Here is a 19162-nt window from a genome sequence, read left to right as displayed (position 1 = left end):
CGGCGCAGCAGGAGGAGCATCGGAGGCCTTCGACCGCATGACTTTCCAGGCTGCGCGAGAGCGCGCCGAGGCACTGTGGGAGGTTCCAGGGTTGCAAGCGAAGCGCTCGGGGCTTTTTCCCGTGGCGCGATGGGCCTGACGCCCGACGCCGTGAAGGCGTCGCTCGAAGGGAGGCGGCAGGGCTGCGTTCGGTGCGTCGGCACTGGGAGCCATCTGCGCGATTTCAATCGCCAATATACGAAGAAGTTCCAGCGGGCGTGCGGCGCGAGAATCGGCGCGCAGCGAAGGCCTCATGACCCGCAAGGCATGATCCGATGTCATGGCCCTGCACCGCCACTCGGCCGGGAGGACGATACTCCAGGGGCGTGAAATCTTAGGAGTGTTTTAGGCCGTCCGATGTTGGGGCACTGTTGGGATGGGCGGTCTGACAGGAGCCCGCTGCGCCGCAAAGGGTTGTCGTCCGACGCCCGGTTCCAACGCGCTTGGCAATGATGGCCTTCGTTCGTGTACTCGCATTGAATTCCCATGCCCTCGCCCAGCCCCAACCTGCTGCGCCGCCATCCGGTCTGGGCCACCCTGGCGGCGCTCGTTGCGCTGCTCGTCGCGTTCGTGCTGCTGTTCGACTGGAACTGGGTGCGCCCACCGCTCGAACGCTACATCTCGAAGAAGACCGAGCGCGAATTCCGCACTTCGGACCTGCACGTCAGGCTCGGCTTGACGCCCACGATACGGATGCGCGATGTCTATTTCGGCAACGCCGCGTGGTCGAAGGACGAGCCCGCCATGGCCCAGGTCGAGATGGTCGAATTTTCGGTCTCGCTGCGCGACCTGCCCGAGAAGATCCTGGTGCCGAGGGTCGCGCTCACGCGGCCCAACCTGGTCTTCGAGCGGCTGCCGGACAACCGGAAGAACTGGATCCTCTCCGACCCCTCCGATACCTCGCCCAGCAAGCTGCGCATCAGCACGCTCTCGGTCGACCACGGCCGGCTGCGCTACATCGACCATGGCGAGCCCTTCGACCTGGACATCCAGGGCACGACCTTCGACCCGGCGGCGCAGCAGAAATCCAAGGACGCCGACGCCAAGCCGGACAACAGCCGCTCCACCACCCAGTACGACTTCAAGGGCAGCTACCACAAGGCGAAGTTTTCGGGCCAGGCACTCACGGGCGACGTGCTGAGCTTTCAGGAATCGGGCGTTCCGTTCCCGCTGCAGGGCCGGCTCGATGCCGGCACCACACGGGTGGCGGTCGACGGCACGATCGCCGATGCCGCGAACATCTCGGGCATCGACGTCAAGCTCCGCATCGAAGGCCAGACCCTCGCCAACCTCTATCCGTTCCTGCTGCTGCCCCTGCCGGCCTCGCCGCCGTACCGGCTGCAGGGCCACCTCGTGCTCAAGGGCAATCGCTACACGATGGACGATCTCGCCGGCAAGATCGGCTCGACCGACGTGACCGGCAAGGGCGCCTACGTCGATCGAAAGCCGCGTCCGCTGCTGACGGCCGACCTCCACAGCAAGCTGCTCGACATGGCCGACCTGGGTCCGCTGGTCGGGGTGCAGACCAAGGAAAGCGGCGGCAAGCCGAAGGCCTCCCAGGCCGAGACGAGCAACCGGCCGGCCGCCAAGGCCAAGGAGAAAGCGGACGACCCGAACCATGTGCTGCCCGCTGGCAGCTTCGATGGCAGCCGGCTGCAGAAGATCGATGCCGAGGTCGACCTGGTCGCCACCAAGCTCGTGGTGCCCGACGCGCTGCCCCTGGAGAGCCTCAAGGCCTCGCTGCGGCTGCGCGATGCGCAGCTCAGGGTGGACCCGCTCGACTTCGGTTTCGCCGGCGGCACGCTGGCGGCCAAGGTCGCCCTCGATGCGCGCGAGCCGACGATCAAGTCCGACGTGCAGGTCGACCTGCAGCGCATTCGCGTCGCCGAGCTGTTGCCCGACAGCTCGGCCCTGATCGCCAAGGGCGCGGGCCGGGTCGGCGCCACGCTTCGACTCAAGGGCACGGGCAACTCGATCGCGGACGCGGCCGCGAAGGCCGACGGTCGCATCGCCGCCACCGTGGTGAACGGCAGGATCTCGAACCTGCTCGACGCGGCGAGCGGACTCAACGGCGGCAAGGTGCTCGCGCTGCTGGCCGGCGGCGACAAGGACATCGTGATCCGTTGCGGCGGCGTGAACTTCGACGTCGCCAAGGGCCGCGGCAAGTCCACGCTCTTCGTCGTCGACACCGAGCAGACGCAGGTGCTGGGCAGCGGCAGCTTCGATCTCGAACACGAGCGCTTCGACATGACCGTCGCGCCCAAGCCCAAGGAATTCGGGCTGCTGTCGCTGCGCACACCGGTGCGCCTGCACGGCTCCTTCAAGCAGCCGGCATTCGGTCGTGAAGGGTCCGCTCGCGGCTCGCCTGGGCGCAGCACTCGGGCTCGCGGCTGTCAACCCGCTGGCCGCCCTCGTGCCCCTGATCGAAACCGGGCCGGGCGAAGAAACCAATTGCGGCGACGTCCAGCGCCAAGTGTCGGGTGCGGCGCGCCAGGCGGGCGGGCCGAAGACCGCCCGCAGCCCGGTGGGCGCGAAGCCATGAGGTCGTCGCCGGTTCTGAGGCGCTGCGATGGGGCCGAGCCGCTCGATTTGTACGATCTGCACGCTGGTTGGCGTTGCGCGTACCCGGCGCCCTACCCGGACGACAACTGGGACGCGCCCAAACATAGCCTGGATCGTTCAGTTCGCAACACCTACCGAAGCCAGTGCGAGTGCCCGGCCCCACCGGGCCCTTGCCGCATGTCTTGGATTCACAGCCGATGCCCTTGGCCGGATGCGACGGGGCTGCCGACCGGGATCGCGAGCTTCGTACGAAGTTTTCAGAATGCTCACCACTCCGTGGCTCTAAATGATAGTCGGCGCTCGCAAGCTCGCATTTGACGAGGCATACCGAACGAGCCCCCGCGGCCGCGCCAGAGCGACCAGCAGGTTTTTACTTAGCAGCCGTCCTGGCCAATTGCTCCGCGTGCTTCAGATGACCTTGCACTACTGGCAACATTTTTCCCGCCAAAGCCTTCAAATCAGCGTCATTTGCATCCGCCTGAACTTTCTTCAAGAGCTTTTCAGTGGATTCATGATCTCCCACTCCAGCTTGCTTGACGTAGCGTGAATCGAAGGTGTCTCCTTTCAGGGTCTTAAATTCGACCATAGCAGCCTTATGTTTGAGATCAGGACTATCCGGCAAGTCAATGGCCTTGGAAATGCCCAGGGTCTTGACCTCATTCAGTGCCTTCGTATGGTCGTCGACCATCATCTGAGCGAACTTCTTGATGTCGGCGTTCTTGGATTTTTCCATTGCCAGCCTACCGGTTTCGACCTCTGCGATATTGGCCGCGGCGATGTCCTTAAGCATGGACGAATCCGCGCTATCCAACTTACCCTCCGCCACAGAAAACTGAGAGAAGGTCCCCACGACAATCACTATAGTCACTGCGGCCAGGGACTGAACATGTTTTTTCATCCGATACTCCTTCGTGGTAATCATGGCAGTTCGCCCACCGTGAGCCTTCGTGTTAGCAGGCCCTGTAGTCCGTAGGCAGGTTGAGGGGTAGGAAGGGGAAGCGCTGCGATGGCTGCGATTAGTCCCCCACTCTGCTCAATCGTGGCGGATTGGCCGCTGCGAAAAAAGGGGCACTCCCCATGGCTTACTAATGGCAGATCGCTCGTCCGCACCGGCACGCGCGACTTACGTGGCGGCGGTGGAGCTGGCAGCGTCCGAGCTGGTTGTCGAGGCCGGCGACGGGGACCAACTCTCGCATCGGCTTGGCAGGCTACGGGGCTGCGTGAAAGGAGACGGACTCAGCGCGCGACAGTGGAAGAGCGCTCACACGCATGACGAAACACAACGATTCAACATATGCAAACTCCGTGAAGCTTGTGGATTTCAGGCGAAGGCCGGGTAGCAGCGCGCGAGGAATTCGCTGACCACGCGGTTGAAGTGCTCGGGCTCTTCGAAATACGCCGAATGTGCGGACTGCGGAAAGTCGTAAAGCTCCGCGCCCGGAATCAACGTCGCCACGTGGCGGTGGCTGTCGGGCGTGAGGAAAAAGTCCAGGGCGCCCCCCATCATCAGAGTCGGCACGCCGTAGCCTATGAAATCTTGCGGGTGCAGCTTGACGTCGTCGTCCTGCATGCGGCGTGCGTTAAACGGTTGATTCAGCAAGCGGATCTGGTCATAGAGGAATTTCATGCCCGGGTTCTGTTCGATGAAGTGCGGCGCCAACAAGCCAGTGGCAACGCCGCGGCCCGCGCGGTTCATGAAGCGCTCGCCGGACTCCTGGAGCACCTTCCAGTTCTGTTCGGAGTAGGCGGGCGTTGGCGAGCCGGTTAGCACGAGGCTCGCCACGCGATCGGGGTGGCGAGCCGCCAACGGCAGGCCTGCCCACGCGCCTAACGACTGACAGACGAACGCGGCTTTGTCGATGCCTTCGGCGTCGAGGATGGCCCGCATGTCGTCAGGAAAATATTTGGGATGCACGTCCTCAACCGGGCACTTCGAATTCTTAAAGCCGCGCAGGTCGACGGTGATGACGCGGTATTGCTTCGCGAAGTGCGGAACCTGCTGGAACCACGAGAGGGTGTTGCCTCCGCCTCCATGCACGAAAACGATGGGGCGACCCTCGCCGTGGACTTCGTAGTAGAGCTTGATGCCCTTCGAATCTGCAAAAGACATGTCAAGGATCTCATGGTTGCAGCCAGATGCCGGTCCCGACGGCCGCAGGGAAGGCCGATCCACAAGCCATTGCACTTACGCTAGCACCGACCATAGATACAGGATCAAGCCCGACCGGGCACAAGACGGGGCAAATAGGTATCGCACCAATTCCCAGTACGCCGCCGTGGCCAGCCGCTACTCAAGGCCTGCCTTTCCAGGCTGTGGAAAGAGTGAACGCTCGGCGTCAAGCCAGTCGTCGAGCTCGCTCCCTGGCGGCAGGCCACCACGCCGTTCCCAAGCCGCATGAGCGGCTTCGCGGATGCGCGTCTGGCGTTGTTCCTCGTCTTCCGCCTCATCGGCCTGTTGCCCGGCTTTTGAAGGCTCTGGGGTCCCGGCTTTCGGATCGATTCCCTGGATCGGGTTGTGCGTCAACTCCTGGCCGATCTCGACCACCTTGTTCTCGTTGGCTTGGTCGCGGAATTCGGCGGGCTCCTTCTCGGTCGCCTTCTCCATATTGCGCTTGACCGCCCCCCGTTCGGGGTCGGACGCCTGGCTGTCCTGCTGATTCCTGGTATTCACGAAGAACTCCTAGTTATGTCCAAGGGCACGCCGTCACGGTGTCCGGCGACCTTGTCGGCGTTTCTCGATGCGGGTCGCACTTACTCTAGCGCGAAAACGAAGCGTGGGCCCGCTGGATCCTGGTCTACGCCGCCGCGAGTATTCGCTGCTCGAGCGGTGGCTAGGCGGGGCAATCGACAATGGTGAAGTCCACGCGGCGGTCGGGTGCATCGACGACGTCGTCGGTACCGCTGCCCACCAGATTTTTCCGCGAGCCCATGCCCACGGTCCGGGTCCGGCTCGCCAAGTCGTTCGAATCGGCAGTGAGCTTCTGGCGGATGAGCGAGGCGCGCCTGGCCGACAAGGTGTCATTGGCGGCCTCCGGCCCGGTCTTGCTGGAGTGGCCGACGATGTCCATGCAAATCTTAGAGATGCTCGCCTGCCGAGCAATCTGGCGCAGCCACATGCTGTAGGCACTGGTGAGTCTCGGGTCGGCCCAAAACTCGGTGCTGCCCGGGTTAAAGAGGAACTTCACGCTCAGGTTTTTCTGCTTGAGCCCGTAGGCCGCCAGGCGCCCGAAGGCCTCCTCGGCCTCGGCAGCCCGTCCGAGCTTTGCGCTGCTTAGATAGATGCCATTCAGGACCCGGATCTGGTTGCCGGCGGGGGTGCCATGCAGCTTGCGGTACTCGGCGAGCGCGTCCGCGTAGCGGCCGGCGTTGTACAGCGTGGCCGCTTCGTTGATCGCCGTGCCCGCGGCAATGCGTCCGAGATACGTAGCGTCGCCCGCCTTGCCAGTGGGCGTGCTGGTGGTGCGCAAGTAGCCCTCCACCGTGTCATCCTTCGTCAGCACCGGGCTGTCGCGATAGTAGTTCAGCGGCTTCATGTCGATACCGTCTTGGCGCGCAAGGGCAGAAGCCTGGGCCACCACGAGGCCGGTCTTGATGTCCAGCAAGGCGAAGTTCAGCCGGTAGCCACCCTGGGCACGTGCGATCGAGCCGACGAGCAGATAGTGGGCGGAAGCCATGCTGCCCGACTCGAAGGGGAGGAGGTCGAACTGCGGCGCCTTCCGTACGCGCTCGCCGAGAGAGCGGTCAATTCGCTGGGTCGCCACGGTCTGCTGCCCGCTGTCAGCGTCTAGCGTGGGATCGAGTACGACAGTCTGCTTTCCTGGCTTGGCAAGGAACATCGGGAGGGTCTGCGTTTGCTCGAAGAGCGTATCGGTGGCCGCGTGAATGGCGCGGTCGAATGACACGGCTTGGGCGCTCGCCACCGGCGGCGTGCTGCAGCCCGTCAGCGTGGACATGGCGCCGACACCCAGCAGCAGGCTCGAGAGCAGCGGGATGGCGAGAAATGGGCTTCTCACTTGCATTCGGTCCTCTGAAAGGTGATTTCGTCGGCGCTTAGGCCGTCCAGCGACGACTTGAGCACGAGATCGCTGCAACGATGCTGTCTCCCTGTGTCGGTCACATCGGCCTTGGACTTGCCTTCTGCTGCACGAGGCGGGTCGGCCCTGTCTAGCGCGCCTGTAGAGAGCGTCGCGCGCATGGGCGCGGGCTTGGCCGCCGTAACGGCGGCGCGTTCCGGGGCAGCACGTTCGATGGGTCGGTGGGCCCTCGGACCAGGCGTATCGGCGGGCGCGCGTGCCGGCGGCGGAGATAAAGTTGGTAAGGGCACAGCTAACGAGGTAGTTGTTCCCGTCCGCCGCGCCGCCGCAGAGGGTGATGCCGGAGCCGGCATGTCCGTCGGACGTGCTTCGTCAGTGGCCTGCCCGGACCGAGCCACGAACCACGCAACAGAGCCGATCGTCAAAGCGAGTGCGAGCAGCGCCGTCGGCGCGACGCAGACTCGGCGCCCCGGTGCCTCGGCCGGCGCGGGCTCCGCCGTTGCCGGAGAGATGTACAGAGTGGTCCAGCCGTGAGTCGCGAGCAACGCCCTGCGCAGCGAGGCACGCCGTGCGCCTGCAGCCCGGCCGTCGCTGGGGGGCGCTTCGGACATCCCCTGCCCACGTGTTACGGTGGATTGGGCGCGCCGCGCCGCAGCGGGGTCGTCAATCAGCGCCCGAAACTGCGCCACGTCCTGCGGCCGGGATTCCGGACGCAAGGACAGAGTTGAATCAATGGCATGCAGGAATGCTTTGCTGTAGCGTCCGCGATGTGATGCCGAGAGCGGCTCGAACGCATCGCGGACCACACGCGCCGCGGAAGCCGGTGGCAAGCGCCCTGTGATTGCGTGATAGATGACCCCAGCGAGCGCGTACAGATCGGTCCAGGGCCCCTGCACCATTTCCCCGCCGTACTGTTCGATGGGCGCGAAACCCGGTTTGAGCACCGCTGTGAGGCCCTGTGTCATGTCGGTGATCACGCGACGAGCAGCCCCAAAGTCGAGCAGCACGGGGCCGGTGCTGGTGAGCAGGATGTTGTCAGGCGAGATGTCTCGGTGCAGGCACTTGGCCTGATGGAGTGTCGAAAGCGCGTCCAACAAGGGACACAGCCACTCTCGCAATTTCTTCTCGGATGGCGCGTGGGTCTCGCTCGCAAACGCCTCCTTCAGGGTCGGGCCCTCGTAGTACGCCATAGCCATGTAGGCCGTGCCATGAGCTTCCCAGCACCGGAATACCTTGAGAAGCGCGGGGTGATCAAACCGCGCGAGCAGCCGAGCTTCGTTGACGAAGCTCTTGCGCCCCGCCTCGAAGGTGTCGCGATGGCGCTCAGAGCGCATGGTAACCGCCAGCGTCCCGCTGTCGCGAACGGCCAACGTGGCAGGCATGTACTCCTTCAGCGCCACGTGACGTTCCAGCACCGAATCCCAAGTGAGGTACACGATCCCGAACCCGCCTTGGCCCAGGAGTCGCAGGATCTTAAAACCCTCGATGACCGTTCCGTTCGGCAGTCCGTGCGTGGACGTCGCACTTTCCGACGGGGATTCCACGCGCGTGAATGAAGAGGTTGCCGGGTATTGCGGCGCGTGCGGGAGCATCAGCGGCTGCGCATCGGCTAACGTACCCTTGAGCGGCCCGATGCAAACGAGGCAGAATCTGGCGGCCGCCCGGTTGGTAGCGCCACAGGCTGGGCAAATGGCCTCTTCCAGCGCTGGCTGCCGACCGGCGACCGCCCTAAGCGCGCGCTCCGTCACCGCGACTGGCACCGGCGATTCGCTCATGGTCGAGCAGGTATCCGCAGGGTACGGGTCACGCCACAGCCAGTCTCCGGGCGCTCTTGCCAATCCGGCTTTTGCGTCCGCCGCCCGGTGGGTTCATGCTGTTCATCGGGGAAGTATCGGCTCTCACATTCAACCGCGCATACGTTCGTTTGCAGAATCAGCTGCGAATCGTGATCGTTATCACGAGGACAGGCGTTCTGATTTATCTGCATATCCGGACCGTGAGATCGTCTCGCGCTCGGCCAGGGCCTTTGATCGCTTTCTGTTGATCGCCTCCGAGGGCTCTGGCTTCCAGCGGCAGGCTCGCGCGGGCAATGCGCAGTGGCTCTGGCTCGCCCGTGATCGCACGGATCGGTGCAGTCGGCAACTGCACGGACACGTTCAACACCGCTGCAGACTCGACGCCGCAAGCATGCGCTTCCACAATTCAAGCCAGGGCTTCCAATCATGTCTGCCTGTCAGGGTGAATACATCGCTCGCTGGCAGAGCCTCTGCGAGAACTTGCACCACGGGAGCGTTCCAGTCTTGAAGTCCATAGCCCACGTAGATAGGGAATTGAGCGCGTCCTCTCCGCGAAAGATCGCCCAGACTGCGCCATGCCTGCGTCTCGAGCGCCATACCGAACGGCGGCTCAGAGGGCGCACGCCAACGCTTGAGACCGCCCCCACGCGCGATTGCTTCGGCGGCGCCTGCGTTGCCGAAATAGGGAGAAATCAAGAAGAGGCCGGCCACATCGGCGGGATGCGCATCAGCATATAAAACTGCCCCGAGACCACCGAGCGAAATGCCTGCCAGCCAAATGGATGTGTAGCCTTTCGCCTGCGCAGGTGCGATCACGTCGGTTCGCAGGCGCTCCACAACGGTGTGATCGATGTAGTAGGCGCTGTGTGCGTCTGCCCGGACCAAGTCGACGTTCAAACGCAGGGACCGCACGGCCTCGACGAATCCGTGAGTTTCCAGTTCGCGCACCGGCATCGCCCGTCCCGGAAGTATGACCAAGAGGGTGCCCGTCCCCCTTGCGCAACTGGCCGCGTCAACGTGCACGGGTATCGGAACTGAGGCATCGCGAAGGAGGGCACCGCAACCCCCCATGCACAAGGTCGCCACAATGGAAATCAAGTGACCGCAGACGGTGTGCAACCGCGGTAACGGCAGCCAGACCCCCCGGGAAAACTGGTCGATGCTCACCGGCTGCTGCCCAGCAGGGCGCCGTCCCATGCGTCAGCGACTGCGGTGCGAGATACCGTCGATTGCAGTCAACCCCCGCCGATGCCTGCCGTTACCGTTCCAGTGCCATTGCAATCCACGCAAGTCTTGCCCGCATCGTCGCGACCACTGCCCCCGCAATGAGGGCAGACATCTTCGCCGGTCCCCGGTGTACCCGCGGGCGCGTCGTCGCCAGGTGCCATGGGAGGCTGACTTCCGAGGGCGTCGCCGATTGAGTCTCTGGTCATGTTGATCTCTCCTTGACGGCGAATGCTTGCGTCTCTACAGCGCTTCCACTATGAGAGACTCGCCACGTTTTCTGTAGGACGACCTATGGCCTCGGTCGTGCAGGCAATCGGCACGCCTTGGGATCGGACCTGCTGGGTGTATCGGAGATTGACGGCGGCGAGCTTGGTACGCGTCACTAGCGCCTCCATCAGTTCGTCGCCCTTCGAACGATCTGCGATTCCTTTATTCCTTCCGAGTTCGCGCGCGGGCTTTGCTACGTTGGGCTATGGAATCCCTCTCCAACGGCATGGCGCTCGTGGAGCCGACGGGGCCGCCGCCTTAGCGTATCGGTGCCTTGCCCCAGAAAGCTGCCATAGCCTGGAGTCGTTCAGTCTCTTCGGTATTCGTTGTTGTCAACGATGAAAACGGAGTTCGCTCACGGAGCGTCGCCGCCCCGGACCGCGCTGTCAGTGCGGAGCACTGGGTGAAGCGGCGGATCTCAAACCTGACCAAGCGCAAGATAAAAAGAGCCCGTGCAGCGGCGCCGCACGGGCCGAGAACCCCCGGCGGCCCTCACAGCCCTAGGGGATGGGGTTAACCCTACCACGACGAGGAGGCAAAAAGAGGTTGTCTAAAGACATGCGGGCGTTCGTCACTCGGGTTTGGGTGTCCCTCCGGTCGCCGGGTCGCTTCAGGGAGGCTTCTTGATTCGAATACCGTTCGGGCTGCACGCGCTCGATGGTTGACCCGGTTGTCCGGTTGGCGGAACCCCGACCCCGTCGCGGATCAGGCCACAAGGCGGGATCAAGCTCTTTGACGCCCGGGATGCTGATTTTCTCGTCGTGCTTTTGGAAAAACAGCTCGCCCGTGACGCCGCTGGGGCCGCGGACCAGTGAGCAAGGGCGGGACCTTCAAATGAGGCAGTATCCATTCCGCGACCGACTCGTGATCAGGTCTCCGTTTGGCCATGGACGCCAAGGAGCAGACTACCGATCTGAGGTCGCGCGACACCCTCTAAACAGTGTGGTGGTCAACCCGGCTTGTGTTCCCATTGCCCGGAAAACAGGGCGCATCGCTTACTCGCCTACAGGGAGAGTGCCGACCCGCTGATCTTCGCGCGAGATCCGTCGCGCGATATGTGGTGGGCTGGGCTTTGCATTTGAGTCGTCACCCCCAGCGGTGCCGTCTGATCAGGACCACGTTCATGAAAGCCCTCGTCTATCACAGCAGCAAGGAGACCATTCTCAATCCGAAGGGCATCCGCCTAAGCGCGGCGCTCTTCGGCTTTTCCCGCTCCTATTGGGGAGTCCCCGGGGGGCAGGCCGAACTGGTTCGGGTGCCCAAAGCTAACGTGGACCCTATCAAGATCCCACATTCTTGAGCGACGAAAAGGTGCAAGGCGGCCGCCACTGCACGTGTCGATCCCCCGCGCCGTACAGGTGCTGAAGACTAGGAGGCAAGGATGACAATGCTCAATTGGGCGAGACGGTTGCAGCAGCTGCCGAATGTCCCGGTGCTTCGCTCGGCAATGCTCCGGTTGAAAGCCGAAGAGTTCCTCACGCCGGAAGGATTTTGCAAGTATTTTGGCGTCTTCGAGAGCTTCGACGCCGCACGTGCTTGGCTGCCCCCCAATGAAGGATTCGACCACGCGGCATTGGCCCGAGGCTACGATGAGCACGCCCATCATGTCTTTGCCTATGACTATCCCGTCATGTGGTGGCTTCATCACGCTTTTAGCGATGGCTCCAGAACGGTGCTGGACATCGGCGGCTCCTTTGGCGTGCACTACTATGCCTATCGGCGGTATATCGAAATGCCGGAGGACCTGATCTGGGAGGTAGCCGAGTTGCCGGCAATGATTGCCCTCGGCAAGGAGTTTGCCGCTCAGAAGGAAACCGCGCTTCGTTTCACTGGCGATATCCAGGAGGCCGGAAGGCACGCCAGCATCTGGCTTTCCTCGGGTACCCTTCAGTACATGGACGGAGGTCGAATAAGTCGCTTGCTCGGGATCGCCGGGGCGCGACCGTCTCACATCCTGCTAAACAAACTCCCGATCTATGAAGGAAGCGACATCGTCACGGCCCAGAACATCGGCTATGGCTGCTACTCGCCGGTGCAGGTCTACCACCGCGCTAGCTTCATCAGTGAGGTCGAGAATCTTGGCTACACGCTGAGGGACGAATGGAAGGTTCATGAGAGAAGCATGTGGATTCCAGGGCACCCGGAGTGCACCATACAGGCTTTCTCAGGATTCTATTTTTTGCTGGCAGGTTAGTTTCTCTCGTTGCATGGAAAACAAGATGATCTCCGCCGCAGGCGCCAACCCATGCACCGAGCGTTGAGCGCGCAATCGGGGCTTTAGGTCTTTGCCGTGCCACGACTGCCCTCCCAGCGTTGACATAGAGCGCGGGGGGATGCAGCCCCTTGTCGCCGCTCTGCCGAGAGAGGAGCCGCCCTGATAGCGCCGAGGTCGCTTCGTTTCAGTCTTGATCTGCACCGTCGCGGTCGGCGGCGCTCTTTGTTTAAGATGATCACGGATTTTCTCGTTGTCTTCGACCAAGAAGACGGTGAGGGGCAGAAGACCGCTTCCCAGTTTTTCGCCCTCGGCATTGACTCTTATTCCCATCGCTCCCCCCAATGAGGCTCGGACAGCGGGCGATCCAAGTAACGACGAACGTCGACCGAGTTTTCTCCGACTGCTCGAATCGCCAGCATGAGATCCGTCTCCGTGACGCCCATCTTGCGACACCAGTACTCAAGCTGCCAAGGCTCTTTCAAGACAATGACGGTGGGGTCGTCCGGACTCGATAATGGTGCATCCTGCAACTCTTGAGCCCGACGTGCTCCTTTGGCGCGGGACGGCATGTCGACCGAAGCTAAGAAAGCGCTGACAAGGTTTACTCTCCCCCTTAAAGGTCGGTAACGTGTCTTTGAGTAGCGGGGGGGGGGACACCTTTCCGCAGTGCTGCCGAGGATTTCACCGATAAGTGCTAGAGCCTGCCTCTGTCAGGGAGCCCGCCTACCCACAAGCACCATGACAGCATGGTTGCTGGTCGCCTAAATTACGCCTTGGTCTTATTTGCGCTGCTTGCTCTCAGCAACTCAGCTGCCGCAGAGCAATCAGGTTACATTGACGTGCGCCGGATACTGAGGGAGACCAGCGGGAAGGCAGCAGGACGTGACGAAGAGGGGGGTTTGAGCAGGCGACGGATAATTGAAGAAGCCCTCACACTGGATACCCGCGACGTGGACCCCAAAGCTAGCGATGCCGGCGCTCTTCGGGACGTCCACTCCGGGCGCATCGGGTTCTCCGCCGAGCGCCCTGGGTGGTTGGATGCCGACACGCGTGGCCGCCGGGAGGAAGACGAAAAGTTTCAACAAGCACTGCGAACTGCAGTCCGGCACCTCGCAGAGCGGCGAAGCCTGGATTTCGTCTTGGATGACATGCTTTATGGGTCTCCTCAAAACGACCTGACGCAAGAGGTGATTGAGGAGATGAATAAGGTTGGCTATTGATCGCCGGAAAATCATCTTCCACGCAACTTATTGTCAGCCCGGGCGGCAGGGATTAATCTCACTAATTGTTCTTCTTTGCGTCTTTTATTGCTTGGAGCAATGCTTCGGCGTCTGTTGGTTGTTGGAAATCTTGACTCAAGGTCGGAGATAAAAGGGGCCCTCGGTCGCGGGAAAGTTCGTTCAAAATCTGAAGCGCCTTTGTGACTTTTTGTTCCGTCAAGAGGTTAGTTTGAAGATCCAGATGCGCGCGATGTTCGGAGAGTTCCGCCAGGGCCTTGTAATGCGCCACGGCGGCCTCCAGGAAGGCCATGACCGAGGGCCTCTTCTCGTCCGCCTGCATCTGCACGAATTCCACTCGCGAGTGGTCGTCGATGGCCACGTGCGCCACCTTCCAGCCAGCCCCGCGGGTGTGGTCGCGAGGATCTCCCGTGACGCGGTGGCCCGGCGCGGCGATACGCCCGAGCTTTTTCATGTCCATGTGCAGCAGATCGCCAGGCGCCTCGTGCTCGTAGCGCACCACGGGCTCCTTGGGGTCGAGTGCCTTGAGGCTCGACAGGCCCAGAGTAATAGTCCGCTCAAGGCCGTCGTTGACGATCGAGGGGTTTAGGGCGTGACGTCGACGATTTTCTGGAGCAGACCGAAGGCGACGCGCCATGCGCGTCCGTCGCAGTGAACCGTGGCTGTGCGCTGGTTGATCCGAACGATTTCTCCGACGCGCCGCTTCAGGCTTTGGTCGGCGAAGCTCACACGCTGGCCGACGCGGAAGTCCTGTTTGTGATTGATCTCAGGCGGGGGCCTCAGCGGCGCCGCTGAGGGTGACGTGGACCCTTGTTGCTCATCGACCGGCACGATGGCTGCGTACAACACGCTAAAGCGCTGTTTGCTTTGCTCGTCGATCAGCGTGACCTGACGGTCCTTCATCGCCGCGATGCGAGCCTGGCGTAGCTTGCCAGTGCCCCAGTCCCAGTACTGCACCAGTTGGCCCATGTGCAGTTGCGAGCGTGCCTGCACGATGCGCCTCGGGTCGGCCATGAGTTGCTCGATGACCCAGCTGAGCTGGTACAGCTCGGCGCTGGTGGCCATGGGGAGATCTTCAATCTGCTTGACACGCATGCCGGCAATTTTGCCAGCGGCGACACGATCAGGCCGCCAGCTTGCCTGCCGGTTGGGAGGCCGTAGGCGCAGCCTTGGCAAGCTCGCCGGCGACCGCCCACGGGAGCAGCTCGTCGATGCGGTTGCTCGGATGGTCGGCGATGCGCTCGAGCACGTGGCGCAGGTAAGCCTGCGGATCAATGCCGACGAGCTTGGCCGATCCGATCAAGGTGTAAATCACCGCGGCGCTGTTCCGGCCGCTGTCGGAACCGAGATGCAAGTAGTTCTTGCGCCCGATCGCGACGCCTCGCAGCGCGCGCTCGGCTGCGTTGTTGTGGGCCTCGATCCGACCGTCGTCGACGAAGCGCGTGAGCGCCGTCCAGTTGCCCAGCGAGTACCCGATCGCCAATGCCATCGGCGACTTCGCCGAGACCTGCGACAGTGTTGTGTTCAACCATTCCCTCAGGTCGTCCAGCATCGGACCGGTGCGTTCCTGGCGAACCCGCATTCGCTCATGCGGTGGCCTGCCTCGGATCTCGGCTTCCACGCCGAAGACCTTGCCGATGCGCTGCAGCGCCTGGTGCGCCAGGGTGCCGCTAAGCTTGTGCTGACGCTCGTGGATGTCCCACACCTTCCGCCGCGCGTGGCTCCAGCATGCCGCCTCGACCACCCGGCCGTCTTCATACAACGGGTGGTAGCCAGCGAAGGCATCAGCTTGCAACACGCCCTTGAAGCGCCTCAGGTGGCGCACTGGATGTTCGCCCTTGCGGTTCGCCAGTACTGGAACCACACCGCCGGCGGCGCCGTGTCGCCGCTGGGGCGGTCGTCCCTCACGTACACCCACAGGCGTCCCGTGCGAGCCTTGGCCCCGGCGCCGCCAAGCACGCGGATTGGTGTGTCGTCGCCATGGATCTTGTCGGCCGCCAGCACGTAGCGGCCGATGGCGTCGGCCAGCGGGCTCAGCAGGCGTGCCGCCTGCGCCACCCAGTCCGCCAGGGTCGAACGCTGCAGCTCCACGCCTTCGCGTGCATAGATCTGGCACAGCCGGTACAAGGGCGTGTGGTCGCAATACTTGCTGACCAGCACGTGTGCGAGCAGGCCGGTGCCAGCCATGCATCGATCGATGGGGCGGCTTGGAGCTGGCGCCTGCGTGATGGTGACGCAGCTCGCGCATGCGAGCTTGGGACGAACGTGGCGCACGACATGGAAGGTGCCGGGCTCGTAGTCCAGCACTTCCGAGACGTCCTGGCCGATCTCGCGCAGGCCGCGACCACAGGCCTCGCAGTCGCAACCGCTGTGCGGCGTGTGCACCACGGTGCGCCGCGGCAGGTGGTCCGGCAGATCCCGCACGCCAGTACGCTGTTGCGCCTCGCGTTTCTTGCGAGCCTGCTCGAGGGACGTGACGTTGGAATGGTGCTCGCCATCAGCAGCGTCCTCGCCCGGCACCGCTGGAGTCACCGCCGGCTGCGCGAGCTGCCCGCCTACGAGCTCGAGTTGCGCGTGTTCGAGCTGCTCGCTGGAGCGGCCGTACTTCATGCGACGCAGGTAAGCCACCTCGACCTTGAGCTTCTCGACGGTCAGCAGCGCGATCTTCAATGCCTCTTGCGAGCGCTGCACCTCGCCGCTGAGCGCAGCGTTGGCGGCAAGCAGTTCCTGCGAGGTCATGGACACGACTGTGCCCGCCGCAATCCCCGGTTACAACGGGAGATGTCCTGTCGGCTGGACCGCCGGTCCGCTATGCCGCTGCGCGTGGCTGCCACGTGCGTTCAGGTCTGCGCCAGTCGATGCCTTCGAGCAGCATCGACAGCTGTGCGGCGCTCAGAGAGATCGATCCCGACTCGGCCTGGGGCCAGACGAATCGACCTCGTTCCAGGCGCTTGGCCAACAGGCACATGCCATCGCCGTCGCTCCATAGCAACTTGACCAGGTCGCCGCGGCGGCCGCGGAAGACGAAGACGTGGCCGGAGTACGGGTCCTCGGTGAGCGCGGTCTGCACCTTGGCTGCCAGCGTGTCCATGCCGCAGCGCATATCGGTCACGCCGGCGGCCAGCCATACCCGGGTGCCAGCGCGCGGGCCGATCATGTGCTCTGGCGCAGCGCGCGCAGGACGCTGCACAGGCTGTCTTCGTCGACAACACCACGCAGGCGCAATTGCGCGCCGGCGAATTCCAGCTCAATGACGCCGCTGCGCGGCGTCGGTCTCGACGGCGGCGGCGTTGGCCCGATTGAAGTGGCCATCGTCATGACCTCGGCGGCCGGCGCGATCTGCACCGGCAACAGCACCGCCGCCGTCGTGCCGCATGCAGCTCGAACGTGCTCCCTGCGCCACTTGAACAGCATGTTGGCGTTGATGCCGTTGCGCATCGCGATCGCCGACACGGATGCGCCCGGCTCCAAGCTCTGTCGCACCAGCTCCTGCTTGAACGCCCGGTCGTGATGCCGTCGGCTTGCATTCTGCGAGTCCTGCTCCCTCTTCATGGTGTGCACCGTCCTGTTAGCGCACACCTCCAAGCGGGTACGCGCCTCGGGTCAGATGCTTGCCGCAACCCTCGTGTCAGGCAAGGACGGCCTTCGTCGGACTATTACGGCCCAGATGTGCCAGCACGCGACTGATGGTGGCGACGCTGCGGCCCACGACCTGGGCGATGCGTCGCATGGGCATGCGCTTACGGCGCAGCCCTTCGATACGTTGAGCCAACTCGGCATCGACAGTGCTGCGCGTGCGCACAGGCCGGGAAGTCCGATCGATCAAACCCTCGAACCCGAGCAGCTCAAAGCGATTGCGCCACTTGTTGGCTGTGCGGCGGCTGATGCCTGCGGCCTCGGCCGCAGGCATCAGCCCCATGACCGCTATGCGTTCAATCAGCAGCTTGCGCCCTTCGAAGGTGAGTCTGGCATTCTTTGGCTGTTCATCCGGCGGGATTTCTCTGTGATCCTGAAGCGTGGTAACTCCGGGTGAACAACCTATTGAAACATCACACCTAGGGCCCATAGGAGGCGCGGCATGGGCCGGATGTTTGTGCCTCATTCGAAAAATGCTTGCCGAATGAAATGCACGGCGGCAGACACTCGGCGGGGACGTCCAGGTTGCAGGCGACGCTCCACTCAGCGGCTGCGGCGTGTGAGCAAGAGTAGCGCGGCCGACAGCAACGCTCCACCGATCGCTGCCATCTTCACCGCGCGAACCGGGTCATCGTTGATGTATTCGGTCGCGCTGGCCTTGGCGGTTTCTAGTTGCGACTTTACGTCGCTTACCTTGCGTCCGGCCGCATCCACTGCGTCTTTGGCGTACCCCTTGGTTGTGTCTACTGCCTTCTCACCCACCTGCTGCAGCTTGCCCGCGGCATTGGAGGCAGATTGCCGTGCCTGGTCAGCGACATCGGCTGCACCCTTGACACCGGTTGCGGCGTCGGAGGCTGCGCTCTTTGCATCACCCCCCGCATTTGGGGCACTTGTGTTCGATGAGTAGTCCATGGATTCACTCCTGAAGAGCATGCAACGGCGTCGCAAACGGAACTTGATGTTTCGCCGTTTGTGAGCGCGCCTGTCGCCATGTCGCCCGTTGCGCTGTAGGTGATGGTGCCTAGGGTCAAGTCTGCGAACGCAACGATTCGATGTCCCTGTCAGCTTGCGACAGGGGGGTTTCTCTGTTTTTGGTAACAGCCTCACGCGAGGAAGGCCGCGACAGAATTGTGCAATGCGTGGGCAATGGTCACCAACAAGAACGGCTTGCCACCATTTTCGGGATCCCTGACGGCGAACCCATACGCAAAGACCAAGCCGATCAGAAACGTGGCCACGACGTCGCTCAGGCTGTACCAATGGGAAAGCCCAAAGAGAGTCGCAGACAGCAATATGCCCCAGCGGCAAGGAAGACCTAGCTTGCGGATCGGCACCCATTGAAACACCGCAGTCTCAATAACTGGAATAACCAATACGGTGAGCAAAAGGCCCAGCCCCAGGTGATGGACTTCAAAGATAGGGCCCGCCGGTTGCATGGCAGGAAAAAGCAAATAGCCCAGAACAGCCACCACATAATTGGCTGCGACGAGCAACACCACGAATGTCGCTGCGCTCCGACGACGCAGCCAGCGCGACAGCGGGTCCTGCATCGGCTGGAATGGAACCATTGACGGCACCGGACGGGGAGCCGGCTAGGGTACTGGGCGCTTGTGTTCGCCTCCCATGCTTAACTATTGAGGCGTACCAGTTTTTCCCGAGGGATTGGTCGGGACGTCCGGACGTTCGCCTTTCTGACCCATCTGAGGCTTCAGCTCCCCCGTGGTCGGCTTTACCTCGGCTCGGCTCAAGCTGCCGGTCGGCTGGGCGGGGTTGGGCTGGTTGTTCTGCGTTGTGGAAGACTCTCCCTTAGGCAGATTGGTGTTGGCACTATTCTTATTCTCCATACGCGCTTCGGCCTTTACCGCTTCGCGGGAGGCTGGGTTGCTTCCATCCGGCCTCTTGGTGGGGTTCGCTACACCGGCCTGTGTCTTGGTGCTGACCTGACCCCCGACTGCGGGATCGGGTGCGGCGGGCACTGCCGTCGTTTGAGACAGTACGACGGTTGAGGTCGTCAAAAGTGCGGCTGCTGCACTAAAAGCAAGGATTGTTTGCTTCATACATTCTCCTGATTCGCGGTGGAGAGGATCAAGGGACCGCGCAGCGGTTGCCCAGGGTCGCTCTGAAGTTCATGGAGCGCGAGCGCGCATG

General features: G+C 62.9%; 17 protein-coding genes and 4 pseudogenes. 4 read left to right on the top strand and 17 right to left on the bottom strand.

What is annotated here, in order from left to right:
• The first annotated feature begins 525 nt into the window (after positions 1-525).
• Positions 526-2919: an AsmA family protein gene (locus QTI33_RS08820; protein WP_286505404.1), complete on the top strand. Its 2394-nt coding sequence runs from the start codon at positions 526-528 to the stop codon at positions 2917-2919.
• Positions 2920-2971: 52 nt separating this feature from the next.
• On the opposite strand, the gene QTI33_RS08815 is transcribed toward QTI33_RS08820, so the two are convergent.
• The 7 genes and pseudogenes from QTI33_RS08815 to ligD all read right to left on the bottom strand — a co-directional run.
• The gene (locus tag QTI33_RS08815; RefSeq protein WP_286505403.1) at positions 2972-3499 is read right to left on the bottom strand and encodes a DUF4142 domain-containing protein; all 528 of its coding nucleotides are present in this window, start codon (positions 3497-3499) and stop codon (positions 2972-2974) included.
• 423 nt (positions 3500-3922) lie between these two features.
• On the bottom strand, positions 3923-4711 hold the full coding sequence (locus QTI33_RS08810; RefSeq protein WP_286505402.1) for an alpha/beta fold hydrolase: 789 nt from the start codon (positions 4709-4711) through the stop codon (positions 3923-3925).
• Between the two features lie 177 nt (positions 4712-4888).
• The gene (locus QTI33_RS08805; protein WP_286505401.1) at positions 4889-5272 is read right to left on the bottom strand and encodes a DUF2934 domain-containing protein; all 384 of its coding nucleotides are present in this window, start codon (positions 5270-5272) and stop codon (positions 4889-4891) included.
• Between the two features lie 160 nt (positions 5273-5432).
• Positions 5433-6620 carry an OmpA family protein gene (locus QTI33_RS08800; protein ID WP_286505400.1) on the bottom strand — a complete coding sequence of 396 codons (1188 nt, stop codon included), beginning with the start codon at positions 6618-6620 and terminating at the stop codon, positions 5433-5435.
• Positions 6611-8410, bottom strand: a complete 1800-nt coding sequence (locus QTI33_RS08795; protein ID WP_286505399.1) for a protein kinase domain-containing protein — start codon at positions 8408-8410, stop codon at positions 6611-6613. The genes QTI33_RS08800 and QTI33_RS08795 overlap by 10 nt, the downstream gene beginning before the upstream one ends.
• Positions 8411-8791: 381 nt before the next feature.
• Positions 8792-9385 (bottom strand): alpha/beta fold hydrolase, encoded by a 594-nt coding sequence (locus QTI33_RS08790; protein ID WP_286505398.1) that lies wholly within the window; start codon positions 9383-9385, stop codon positions 8792-8794.
• A gap of 1247 nt (positions 9386-10632) precedes the next feature.
• Positions 10633-10792, bottom strand: a pseudogene (ligD, locus tag QTI33_RS35265) (non-homologous end-joining DNA ligase LigD); the annotation flags it as partial.
• 256 nt (positions 10793-11048) lie between these two features.
• Here ligD and QTI33_RS08785 point away from each other — a divergent pair.
• Both QTI33_RS08785 and QTI33_RS08780 read left to right on the top strand, forming a co-directional pair.
• Positions 11049-11225: a hypothetical protein gene (locus tag QTI33_RS08785; RefSeq protein WP_286505397.1), complete on the top strand. Its 177-nt coding sequence runs from the start codon at positions 11049-11051 to the stop codon at positions 11223-11225.
• Between the two features lie 81 nt (positions 11226-11306).
• On the top strand, positions 11307-12119 hold the full coding sequence (locus QTI33_RS08780) for a methyltransferase, TIGR04325 family (RefSeq protein WP_286505396.1): 813 nt from the start codon (positions 11307-11309) through the stop codon (positions 12117-12119).
• Between the two features lie 341 nt (positions 12120-12460).
• Here the strand turns inward: QTI33_RS08780 and QTI33_RS35100 are convergent, their stop codons facing one another.
• Entirely contained in the window at positions 12461-12709 is a 249-nt protein-coding gene (locus QTI33_RS35100; protein WP_353506312.1) for a DUF3606 domain-containing protein, read from the bottom strand.
• A gap of 177 nt (positions 12710-12886) precedes the next feature.
• Here QTI33_RS35100 and QTI33_RS08775 point away from each other — a divergent pair, with 177 nt between their 5' ends.
• Positions 12887-13360, top strand: coding sequence for an OmpH/Skp family outer membrane protein (locus QTI33_RS08775; RefSeq protein WP_286505395.1), 474 nt, complete (start codon positions 12887-12889; stop codon positions 13358-13360).
• Positions 13361-13628: 268 nt separating this feature from the next.
• Here the strand turns inward: QTI33_RS08775 and QTI33_RS08770 are convergent.
• From QTI33_RS08770 to QTI33_RS08725, 9 genes and pseudogenes are all read right to left on the bottom strand, one after another.
• Positions 13629-13925 (bottom strand): annotated as a pseudogene (locus QTI33_RS08770) (IS481 family transposase); the annotation flags it as partial.
• 38 nt (positions 13926-13963) lie between these two features.
• Complete coding sequence (locus QTI33_RS08765) at positions 13964-14443, bottom strand: hypothetical protein (RefSeq protein WP_286505394.1); 480 nt, start codon at positions 14441-14443, stop codon at positions 13964-13966.
• 58 nt (positions 14444-14501) lie between these two features.
• Positions 14502-16102, bottom strand: a pseudogene (gene tnpC / locus QTI33_RS08755) (IS66 family transposase).
• An 85-nt stretch (positions 16103-16187) separates the two neighbouring features.
• The gene (tnpB, locus tag QTI33_RS08750; RefSeq protein WP_286505393.1) at positions 16188-16535 is read right to left on the bottom strand and encodes an IS66 family insertion sequence element accessory protein TnpB; all 348 of its coding nucleotides are present in this window, start codon (positions 16533-16535) and stop codon (positions 16188-16190) included.
• Positions 16532-16930: an IS66-like element accessory protein TnpA gene (gene tnpA / locus QTI33_RS08745; protein ID WP_286505392.1), complete on the bottom strand. Its 399-nt coding sequence runs from the start codon at positions 16928-16930 to the stop codon at positions 16532-16534. The genes tnpB and tnpA overlap by 4 nt, the downstream gene beginning before the upstream one ends.
• A 100-nt stretch (positions 16931-17030) precedes the next feature.
• Positions 17031-17375 (bottom strand): annotated as a pseudogene (locus tag QTI33_RS08740) (leucine zipper domain-containing protein); the annotation flags it as partial.
• Between the two features lie 182 nt (positions 17376-17557).
• Positions 17558-17926 (bottom strand): hypothetical protein, encoded by a 369-nt coding sequence (locus QTI33_RS08735; protein WP_286505391.1) that lies wholly within the window; start codon positions 17924-17926, stop codon positions 17558-17560.
• A gap of 191 nt (positions 17927-18117) precedes the next feature.
• Positions 18118-18582, bottom strand: coding sequence for a CPBP family glutamic-type intramembrane protease (locus tag QTI33_RS08730; protein WP_286505390.1), 465 nt, complete (start codon positions 18580-18582; stop codon positions 18118-18120).
• A 63-nt stretch (positions 18583-18645) separates the two neighbouring features.
• Positions 18646-19071 (bottom strand): serine/threonine protein kinase, encoded by a 426-nt coding sequence (locus tag QTI33_RS08725; RefSeq protein WP_286505389.1) that lies wholly within the window; start codon positions 19069-19071, stop codon positions 18646-18648.
• Positions 19072-19162 lie beyond the last annotated feature (91 nt).

This window comes from Variovorax davisae (assembly GCF_030316845.1).
GTDB classification, from domain to species: domain Bacteria; phylum Pseudomonadota; class Gammaproteobacteria; order Burkholderiales; family Burkholderiaceae_C; genus Variovorax; species Variovorax davisae.
The sequence above is the reverse complement of the archived record's forward strand: the minus strand, read 5'-3'. Positions and strand labels throughout refer to the sequence as shown.

What these genes read in the sequence shown, in the direction of transcription:
- QTI33_RS08820 (WP_286505404.1), top strand. Translation starts at nt 526, where the DNA reads ATGCCCTCGCCCAGCCCCAACCTGCTGCGCCGCCATCCGGTCTGGGCC.
- QTI33_RS08815 (WP_286505403.1), bottom strand. Translation starts at nt 3,499, where the DNA reads ATGAAAAAACATGTTCAGTCCCTGGCCGCAGTGACTATAGTGATTGTC.
- QTI33_RS08810 (WP_286505402.1), bottom strand. Translation starts at nt 4,711, where the DNA reads ATGTCTTTTGCAGATTCGAAGGGCATCAAGCTCTACTACGAAGTCCAC.
- QTI33_RS08800 (WP_286505400.1), bottom strand. Translation starts at nt 6,620, where the DNA reads ATGCAAGTGAGAAGCCCATTTCTCGCCATCCCGCTGCTCTCGAGCCTG.
- QTI33_RS08795 (WP_286505399.1), bottom strand. Translation starts at nt 8,410, where the DNA reads ATGAGCGAATCGCCGGTGCCAGTCGCGGTGACGGAGCGCGCGCTTAGG.
- QTI33_RS08790 (WP_286505398.1), bottom strand. Translation starts at nt 9,385, where the DNA reads ATGCCGGTGCGCGAACTGGAAACTCACGGATTCGTCGAGGCCGTGCGG.
- QTI33_RS08785 (WP_286505397.1), top strand. Translation starts at nt 11,049, where the DNA reads ATGAAAGCCCTCGTCTATCACAGCAGCAAGGAGACCATTCTCAATCCG.
- QTI33_RS08780 (WP_286505396.1), top strand. Translation starts at nt 11,307, where the DNA reads ATGACAATGCTCAATTGGGCGAGACGGTTGCAGCAGCTGCCGAATGTC.
- QTI33_RS35100 (WP_353506312.1), bottom strand. Translation starts at nt 12,709, where the DNA reads ATGCCGTCCCGCGCCAAAGGAGCACGTCGGGCTCAAGAGTTGCAGGAT.
- QTI33_RS08775 (WP_286505395.1), top strand. Translation starts at nt 12,887, where the DNA reads ATGGTTGCTGGTCGCCTAAATTACGCCTTGGTCTTATTTGCGCTGCTT.
- QTI33_RS08765 (WP_286505394.1), bottom strand. Translation starts at nt 14,443, where the DNA reads ATGGCCACCAGCGCCGAGCTGTACCAGCTCAGCTGGGTCATCGAGCAA.
- tnpB (WP_286505393.1), bottom strand. Translation starts at nt 16,535, where the DNA reads ATGATCGGCCCGCGCGCTGGCACCCGGGTATGGCTGGCCGCCGGCGTG.
- tnpA (WP_286505392.1), bottom strand. Translation starts at nt 16,930, where the DNA reads ATGAAGAGGGAGCAGGACTCGCAGAATGCAAGCCGACGGCATCACGAC.
- QTI33_RS08735 (WP_286505391.1), bottom strand. Translation starts at nt 17,926, where the DNA reads ATGGACTACTCATCGAACACAAGTGCCCCAAATGCGGGGGGTGATGCA.
- QTI33_RS08730 (WP_286505390.1), bottom strand. Translation starts at nt 18,582, where the DNA reads ATGGTTCCATTCCAGCCGATGCAGGACCCGCTGTCGCGCTGGCTGCGT.
- QTI33_RS08725 (WP_286505389.1), bottom strand. Translation starts at nt 19,071, where the DNA reads ATGAAGCAAACAATCCTTGCTTTTAGTGCAGCAGCCGCACTTTTGACG.